The 8,151-nt window shown below is 71.9% G+C and carries 8 protein-coding genes; 6 read left to right on the top strand and 2 right to left on the bottom strand.

From position 1 onward, the window contains the following. Positions 1–157 precede the first annotated feature (157 nt). Entirely contained in the window at positions 158–1,432 is a 1,275-nt protein-coding gene (locus tag ACGFX4_RS31565; RefSeq protein ID WP_393081627.1) for a family 16 glycosylhydrolase, read from the bottom strand. A 275-nt stretch (positions 1,433–1,707) separates the two neighbouring features. On the opposite strand from ACGFX4_RS31565, the gene ACGFX4_RS31560 reads away from it, so the two are divergent. From ACGFX4_RS31560 to ACGFX4_RS31535, 6 genes are all read left to right on the top strand, one after another. Next, on the top strand, positions 1,708–2,550 hold the full coding sequence (locus ACGFX4_RS31560) for a nitrilase-related carbon-nitrogen hydrolase (RefSeq protein WP_393081624.1): 843 nt from the start codon (positions 1,708–1,710) through the stop codon (positions 2,548–2,550). Between the two features lie 11 nt (positions 2,551–2,561). After that, complete coding sequence (gene hydA, locus ACGFX4_RS31555; RefSeq protein ID WP_393081621.1) at positions 2,562–3,962, top strand: dihydropyrimidinase; 1,401 nt, start codon at positions 2,562–2,564, stop codon at positions 3,960–3,962. Positions 3,963–4,009: 47 nt separating this feature from the next. After that, positions 4,010–5,026, top strand: a complete 1,017-nt coding sequence (locus ACGFX4_RS31550) for a TIGR03842 family LLM class F420-dependent oxidoreductase (RefSeq protein ID WP_393081618.1) — start codon at positions 4,010–4,012, stop codon at positions 5,024–5,026. Positions 5,027–5,166: 140 nt separating this feature from the next. After that, entirely contained in the window at positions 5,167–5,862 is a 696-nt protein-coding gene (locus ACGFX4_RS31545; protein ID WP_393081615.1) for a VC0807 family protein, read from the top strand. Between the two features lie 39 nt (positions 5,863–5,901). Further along, the gene (locus ACGFX4_RS31540) at positions 5,902–7,032 is read left to right on the top strand and encodes a hypothetical protein (protein ID WP_393081612.1); all 1,131 of its coding nucleotides are present in this window, start codon (positions 5,902–5,904) and stop codon (positions 7,030–7,032) included. A 27-nt stretch (positions 7,033–7,059) separates the two neighbouring features. After that, entirely contained in the window at positions 7,060–7,566 is a 507-nt protein-coding gene (locus ACGFX4_RS31535; RefSeq protein WP_393081609.1) for a DinB family protein, read from the top strand. Positions 7,567–7,573: 7 nt separating this feature from the next. Here ACGFX4_RS31535 and ACGFX4_RS31530 read toward each other — a convergent pair whose 3' ends face one another. Then, positions 7,574–8,014 (bottom strand): hypothetical protein, encoded by a 441-nt coding sequence (locus ACGFX4_RS31530; RefSeq protein WP_393081606.1) that lies wholly within the window; start codon positions 8,012–8,014, stop codon positions 7,574–7,576. Positions 8,015–8,151: the final 137 nt, after the last annotated feature.

Genomic DNA, 8,151 nt, shown 5'->3' with positions numbered 1-8,151 from the left:
CGCGCCCCGGCCTCCCACCAATCTTTTTTTATTGATAGGGCGACCACCGTGTTCTACAGTGTGTGGAACATTCTTTCCCTCGACGACGCTCTTCCGTTCTCGGGCGGGGCGAGCAGCTTCCGGGGGGAGAGGCCGGCCGCGCGGGAAGGGGCCGGGGTCAGCCCAGGGTCCACTTCTGGGCGCCGCTGCCGTTGCAGGTCCACAGCTGGAGCCGGGTGCCGTCCGCCGAGGAACCGTTCGGCGAGTCCAGGCACTTGCCGGAGCCGGGGTTCAGGAAGTCGTTGCCGGAGCGGTGGTTCCACTGCTGGGCGCTGGTGCCGTTGCAGGTGTACAGCTGGATGACCGCGCCGTCGTTGTGCGAGGCGGCCGCGACGTCCAGGCACTTGCCGAGCGCGCGGACCGTGCCGTCGGTGCCCACGGTCCACTGCTGCGCCGCGTTGCCGGTGCAGTTGTGCAGCTGGATCGGCGTGCTGTCGGCGCTGGAGCCGCCGGCCACGTCCATGCACATCCCGCCGGGGCCGGTGATCCGCCCGGTGTACGAGCCGCCGGTGCTGCCGCCCCAGGTGGTGGTGTGCACGTAGTCGACGGTCATGGTCTGCGGGTAGGTCGAGGAGCCGTCCGGGCTGCCCGGCCAGTCACCGCCGACCGCCAGGTTGAGGATCACGAAGAACGGGTGGTCGAAGACCCAGCGGTTGCCGCCCAGGTCGGCGGGGGTGCGGGTCTGGTACACGTTGCCGTCGACCGACCACGTGATCGCGGTGGGGCTCCAGTCGACCGCGAAGGTGTGGAAGGCGTCCGCGAAGGACTGCCCGGCCGGCAGGCTGTACGGCGCGCCGATGCCGCCCGCGCCCGAGTAGCCCGGCCCGTGGATGGTGCCGTGCACGGTGCCCGGCTCGCGGCCGATGTTCTCCATGATGTCGATCTCGCCGCTGGTGGGCCAGCCCACCGAGCCGAGGTCGTTGCCCAGCATCCAGAAGGCCGGCCAGATGCCCTGGCCGCGCGGGATCTTGATGCGCGACTCGAAGTGCCCGTACGCCTGGGAGAAGGTCTGGGCGGTGTTCAGCCGGGCCGAGGTGTACTGGCAGGTGCCGTACCAGCAGCTGAGGCCGCCGCTGCTCCGCTTGGCGGTGATGACCAGGTGGCCCTGGCCGTCCAGGGCGGCGTTCTGGGCGCCCGAGGTGTAGTACTGCAGCTCGTGGTTGCCGTTGCCGGAACCGCCGGTCTCCATCGTCCACTTGGACGGGTCGGCGGCCGCACCGGCCGGACCGTCGAAGTCGTCGTTCCAGGTCGACGCGGCGACCGGTGCGACGGAGGCGGGGGTCGCGGCGCCGGTGGCCGTGGTGGGGGAGGTGATCAGCGCGGCCGCGAGCAGGCCGGCGCCGAGGGCTGGCAGCAGGCCGCCGAAGAGTCGGCGGCGGGTGGGGGTTGCCATGAGGTGTCACCCTTCTCGTTGAGAGCGCTCTCTGGCGGGATCCTAGGGGCGGCTTTCAAGTCATGGCAATGTCAAAGAGCCAAGTTCTTTCCCCGTGCAGGCTACGGGCCCTGACGGAACCTCATCGTTCGCATCCGGCGTTCAGGTGTCGAACAAGGGCTGAGAGCGCTCTCCAATCCCGGGGAGAACTTCCGGGCGCCCGGCGCGTGACGCGTGTCACAACGGGGCAGTACTCCTAGTCTCACGGTCACACCGCTGCTGCGAGGGAGTCCGCCATGAGTCGAGTCGTACGTGCCGCTCTGTTCCAGACCGCGTGGACGGGGGACAAGGAGACGATGATCGCGGCGCACGAGCGGGCGGCGCGCGAGGCCGCCGCCCAGGGTGCCCAGGTGATCGGCTTCCAGGAGGTCTTCAACGCGCCGTACTTCTGCCAGGTCCAGGAGCCCGAGCACTACGCCTGGGCCGAGCCGGTGCCGGACGGCCCGACCGTGCGGCGGATGAGCGCGCTCGCCAAGGAGCTGGGCCTGGTGATCGTGGTGCCGGTGTACGAGGTCGAGCAGGCCGGCTTCTACTACAACACCGCCGCCGTGATCGACGCCGACGGCAGCTACCTCGGCAAGTACCGCAAGCACCACATCCCGCAGGTCAAGGGCTTCTGGGAGAAGTACTACTTCAAGCCCGGCAACCTGGGCTGGCCGGTGTTCGACACCGCGGTCGGCAAGGTCGGCGTGTACATCTGCTACGACCGGCACTTCCCGGAGGGCTGGCGGGCGCTCGGCATGGCCGGCGCCGAGATCGTCTACAACCCCTCGGCAACCAGCCGAGGCCTGTCCGCGTACCTGTGGCAGCTGGAGCAGCCGGCCGCCGCCGTCGCCAACGAGTACTACGTGGCGGCGATCAACCGGGTCGGCGTCGAGGAGTACGGCGACAACGACTTCTACGGCACCAGCTACTTCGTCGACCCGCGCGGCCAGTTCGTCGGCGAGGTTGCCTCCGACAAGGACGAGGAGCTGGTCGTCCGCGACCTCGACCTGGACCTGATCGACCAGGTCCGCCAGCAGTGGGCCTTCTACCGTGACCGCCGGCCGGACGCCTACGGCCCGCTGACCGAGGCGTGAGGGGAACAGCCGTGACCCGTACCGTGATCCGCGGCGGCCTGGTGGTCACCGCGGCCGAGGAGATGCACGCCGACGTCCTGATCGAGGGCGAGCGGGTGGTGGCGCTGGCGGCCTACGGGACGTCCGTGGCCGAGGGCTGGACGGCGGACCGGGAGATCGACGCCCGCGGGCTGTACGTCGTCCCTGGCGGCGTCGACGCGCACACCCACATGGAGCTGCCGTTCGGCGGCACCTCCGCCTCCGACACCTTCGAGACCGGCACCCGGGCCGCCGCCTGGGGCGGCACCACCACGATCGTGGACTTCGCCGTGCAGAGCGTCGGCGCCACCCTGCGGGCCGGGCTGGACGCCTGGCACGCGAAGGCCGACGGCAACTGCGCGATCGACTACGGCTTCCACATGATCCTGGCCGACGTCAACGAGCACAGCCTGAAGGAGATGGACCTGCTGGTCGCCGAGGGGGTGAGCTCCTTCAAGCTGTTCATGGCCTACCCGGGCGTGTTCTACAGCGACGACGGGCAGATCCTGCGGGCCATGCAGCGCGGCGCCGACAACGGCGGGCTGGTCATGATGCACGCCGAGAACGGCCTGGCCATCGACGTGCTGGTCGAGCAGGCGCTGGCCGCCGGGCACACCGACCCGCGCTACCACGGCGAGGTCCGCCGGGAGCTGCTGGAGGCCGAGGCCGTCCACCGCGCGATCAAGCTCTCCCAGGTCGCCGGCTCCCCGCTGTACGTGGTGCACGTCTCCGCCGCCTCCGCGGTCGCCGAGCTCGCCGCCGCCCGCGACCAGGGCCTCAACGTCTTCGGCGAGACCTGCCCGCAGTACCTGTACCTGTCGACCGACAACCTCGCCGAGCCCGGCTTCGAGGGCGCCAAGTACGTCTGCTCCACCCCGCTGCGGCCCAAGGAGCACCAGGCGGCGCTCTGGAAGGGCCTGCGGACCAACGACCTGCAGGTGGTCTCCACCGACCACTGCCCGTTCTGCTTCGTCGGGCAGAAGGAGCTCGGCCGCGGCGACTTCTCGAAGATCCCCAACGGCCTGCCGGGCGTCGAGAACCGGATGGACCTGCTGCACCAGGCCGTCGTCGACGGCCACATCTCGCGCCGCCGCTGGATCGAGATCGCCTGCGCCACCCCCGCCCGGATGTTCGGCCTCTACCCGCGCAAGGGCACCATCGCCCCCGGCGCCGACGCCGACATCGTGCTGTACGACCCCACCGCCACCCAGACGCTGTCCGCCCAGACCCACCACATGAACGTCGACTACTCGGCGTACGAGGGCCGGCAGCTCACCGGCCGGGTCCGCACCGTGCTCTCCCGCGGCACCGTGGTGGTCGACGACAACCGCTGGTTCGGCCGGGCCGGCCACGGCCGCTTCCAGCCGCGCGCCACCTGCCAGTACCTCATCTGAACCCTCTGCACCCTCTGCACCCTCGCCCAGCACTTGCAAGGAGAAGCGTGGACATCGGACTCGTCCTGCAGGCCGACCCCCCGGCCCGGCTGCTCATCGACCGGATGAAACGGGCGGAGGCGGCCGGCTTCAGCCACGGCTGGACCTTCGACTCGGTGGTGCTCTGGCAGGAGCCCTTCGTCCTCTACAGCCGGATCCTCGCCGAGACCACCCGGCTCACCGTCGGCCCCATGGTCACCAACCCCGCCACCCGCACCTGGGAGGTCACCGCCTCCCTGTTCGCGACCCTCAACGACATGTACGGCAACCGGACCGTCTGCGGCATCGGCCGCGGCGACTCCGCGCAGCGCGTCGCCGGGCGCAAGCCCGCCTCGCTGGACCGGCTCTCCCAGGCCATGCACGCCGTCAAGGCGCTCGCCGAGGGGCGCAGCGTCGAGATCGACGGCACCGAGCTGCACATCCCCTGGGTGCAGCCGGGCGCCGAACTGCCGATCTGGATGGGCGCGTACGGCCCCAAGGCGCTCGCCCTGTGCGGCCGCGAGGCGGACGGGTTCATCCTGCAGCTCGCCGACCCGTACCTCACCGAGTGGATGGTGAAGGCCGTCCGGGCGGCCGCGGTCGAGGCCGGGCGCGACCCCGCCTCGGTCACCGTCTGCGTGGCCGCGCCGGCGTACGTCACCGCCGACGACTCGCCGGAGGCGATGGCGCACGCCCGCGAGCAGTGCCGCTGGTTCGGCGGCATGGTCGGCAACCACGTCGCCGACCTGGTCGCCCGCTACGGCGAGCACTCCGGCCTGGTGCCGGACGCCCTCACCGCCTACATCAAGGACCGGCAGGGCTACGACTACAGCCACCACGGCCGGGTCGACAACCCCGACACCGCGTTCGTCCCCGACGAGATCGTCGACCGCTTCTGCCTGATCGGCCCGGTGGAGACCCACCTGGAACGGCTGAACGAGCTGCGGGCCCTGGGCGTCGACCAGTTCGCGGTCTACGCGATGCACGACGCCGTCGAGTCCACCATCGACGCGTACGGCACGAGCGTCGTCCCGGCGTTCCGCTGACCCCCACTTGCCGGGCCCGGGGTGCTCTCCGGGCCCGGATTTTACTTTTCATGATCTTTTCTCGGCGGTCCGGATGCTGATATGACTGCTCGTCGGCTGTTCGGCCGATCATTCGAAAAGATCCACGGGGGAACTTCAGCATGTCCGAAACCACCTCAGAAGCCATTGAGCAGAGCGTTCCTGAGTCCTCGTCGAAGGGACTGAAGCTGCTCCTCGACTGGGGCCCGACGCTGCTGCTCAACATCCTCGCGCCGATCCTCACCTACAACGCGCTGACCGGCAGCGGCCACTCCGAGCCGACCGCGCTGCTGATCTCCTCCGCGTGGCCGGTGGCCGACCTGGCGCTGTACTTCGCCCTGCACCGCCGACTCGACGAGTTCGGCATCTTCACCCTGGTGACCATGGTGCTCGGCGCGGCCAGTGCGCTGGCGTACAACACCACCGAGCTGATCTTCCTCAAGGACTCGGCGCTCACCGCGCTGATCGGGCTCGGCTTCCTGGCCACCCTGTTCACGGCCCGGCCGGCGATGTTCTACTTCGGCCGCAAGTTCGCCTCCGGCGGCACTCCCGAGGGCGTCGCCCGCTGGAACGGCCTGTGGCAGTACGAGGGCTTCCGGCGCGGGCAGCGCCGGCTGACCGTGATCTGGGGCGTGGCGTTCCTGGTCGAGTCGGTGGTGAAGGCGGCGCTGACCTTCGTGCTGTCCACCGCCACCATGCTGACCGTCAGCAGCATCATGCCGTGGGCGTTCCTCGGCGGACTGATCTACTACACGATCAGCTACGGCCGCCGGGCCCGGGCCCGGATGCAGGCCGCCCTGCCCGACGCGGGCGCCTGACCCGTACCATCCCGGAGTGACGGGGGAGGTGCGGGCGCGATGCGTGATCCGTTGGAGTGGCGCGGCGGCGACGGTCCGCTGCTGGACTGGCTGACCTGGGTCCAGGAGCAGCTGATCGGGCCGCAGCCGGACGGCTGGACGCTCTGGGGCGCCCGCACCGAGGTCGACGTGTACGGCCTGCCGATCGGCTCCGGGCTGAGCCTGCCCGAGGTCGCCCGCCGGCTCACCGAGCTGGGTGCGGACGCCCTGCACGTCCACACCCACGCCGGTCCGGGGCACGGCGAGCCCCGGCTGGAGATCGCGCCGATCCACCGGTTCGACGCGCCCGGCAGGCCCTTCGAGTTCGTCGTGCCCCAGGGCGCCCCGGCCGGTCGGGTCCCGCTGTACGGCACGGTCCGCACCCCCACCGAGCTGGCCGCCTGGCTGGCGGCCTGGTCGCCGCTGCTGCCCGGCGGCGTACCGGAGGCGGGCTGGTCGCCCCGGTCGTACACCGAGCCGATGGCGGTGGCCTTCCAGCACCGCCTCGACAGCTCGCAGCTGCTGCTCACCCCGCTGGCGTGGGCGGAGCGGGGCGGCAACGTGAGCATCCGGATGCTGCTCGAGTCCGCCCGCGCCGAGCTGGGCCGGGACCTGCTGCTGCTCCGGACACCCCGGGTGCTGGAGGAGATCCGCCCCGCCGGCCGCGGCGAGGTGCGCCGGTGGCTCGACGGGATCGGCCGGGTGTGGCGGGCCGACCCGCAACCGCCGCTCGACGCGGACGGACCGGTCACCGCCGAGCCCACCATCGGCATCCCGCGGATCCTGCACGGCGCACCCGAGGTGCTGCTGCGCCGCCGGGGCCTGCCGATGCTCGTCGTCACCGGCCCCGCCGCCGACCTCGGCCGGTGGGGCGCCCTGCTGCACGACCCCGCGGTCCTCGGCGCCGCCCCGGCCGGATCCCGCCGCCGGACCGAGCGCTGGCTCGAACAGGTCGAGGCGGCCACCTGGGGACGCCCCGCCGTCTGGAGCGTCGACGGCGAACCCGCCCCCCTCACCACCCCCGAACTCGCCGCCCGGATCGCCGGACACAGCCCTCGGGGCGACCTCCACCTCACCCGGGTCGGCCCGGCCGGCGCCACCCTCGGCGGGGTGGAGACCGCCGGCGGCCACCTGAAAATCACCGGGCGCTGACGGCGGGCCGGTTGGCAGGATGCACGCATGGACACCCAGCAGCGCACCGCGCCCGACCGGCTCGCCGGCGACCGGGCCTCCCTGACCGGATTCCTCCAGTACCAGCGCGAGACGCTGGCCATGAAGTGCGCGGGCCTGACCGTCGAACAGCTCCGGCAGCGCGCCGTCCCGGCGTCCCGGCTGACGCTGCTCGGCCTGGTCCGGCACCTCGCCGAGGTGGAGCGCATCTGGTTCCGCGCCGTCGTCAACGGCGAGGACGGCGCCGCGCACTGGCCGACCCCGCCGGGCGAGGCCTTCGCCGAGTTCGACGTGGCGGACGCCGACCCGGACGAGGCCTTCCGGGTCTGGGACGAGGAGTGCGCGCGCTCCCGCGCCACCGTGGACGCCGCCGAGTCGCTGGACACCGTGATCCGCTGGCGCGACCAGGAGTTCACCCTGCGCTACATCCTGACCCACCTGATCGAGGAGTACGCCCGCCACAACGGCCACGCCGACCTGCTCCGCGAGACGATCGACGGCGCCACGGGGGAGTAGCGGCCGCTCAGGCCGTCGCGCGCAGCAGCACCAGTCGCTCGTGCGGCGGGGGTTCCGCACCCGGCCCGGCCAGGACGATCACCGGGCCGGGGAAGCGGTCCAGCAGCCGGTCCAGCCCGTGCAGCGGGTCGGCGGCCAGCAGGATGCCCTTCACCGGCAGGCGCAGCAGCTGCTCGACGTCCAGCCGCCCCTGCGGGGTGGGCGGGATCCGGTAGCGGCGCAGCCCGTACGCCTCGGCGGCGGCGTCCAGCGGTCCGCCGGGCGGTTCGGTGATGGCGACGCGGTGCACGGCCGGCTCGAAGAACTCGGCCAGGACGGGGCCCAGGGCATGCGCCGGGCCGATGACGGGCGGCACGTCCTCGCGGACGGGCGCGGCCGGATCCAGGGTCATGGTCTCCTCCGCGGCGATCTTGCCGGTCCCGGTGGGGCGGGTCAACCGGTGTGACACGGACTGTCCAACCGTCCGATGGTCGTACCGCAACGGCGCGCCGGAGCACGCGCCGAACGCGCCCGGGACGGGTGCAGGTCGCGCGCCCGGTGTGCCGCGCCGCACATTGCCCGCAGCGGACGCCGGGTGACAGAGTG

It is taken from the genome of Kitasatospora sp. NPDC048365, from assembly GCF_043200835.1.
In the GTDB taxonomy this organism is placed as follows: domain Bacteria; phylum Actinomycetota; class Actinomycetes; order Streptomycetales; family Streptomycetaceae; genus Kitasatospora; species Kitasatospora terrestris.
The sequence above is the reverse complement of the archived record's forward strand: the minus strand, read 5'-3'. Positions and strand labels throughout refer to the sequence as shown.

Bases quoted from the DNA above. Each gene is read 5' to 3' on its own strand.
- ACGFX4_RS31565 (WP_393081627.1), bottom strand. From the start codon at position 1,432: ATGGCAACCCCCACCCGCCGCCGACTCTTCGGCGGCCTGCTGCCAGCC.
- ACGFX4_RS31560 (WP_393081624.1), top strand. From the start codon at position 1,708: ATGAGTCGAGTCGTACGTGCCGCTCTGTTCCAGACCGCGTGGACGGGG.
- ACGFX4_RS31545 (WP_393081615.1), top strand. From the start codon at position 5,167: ATGTCCGAAACCACCTCAGAAGCCATTGAGCAGAGCGTTCCTGAGTCC.
- ACGFX4_RS31540 (WP_393081612.1), top strand. From the start codon at position 5,902: ATGCGTGATCCGTTGGAGTGGCGCGGCGGCGACGGTCCGCTGCTGGAC.
- ACGFX4_RS31535 (WP_393081609.1), top strand. From the start codon at position 7,060: ATGGACACCCAGCAGCGCACCGCGCCCGACCGGCTCGCCGGCGACCGG.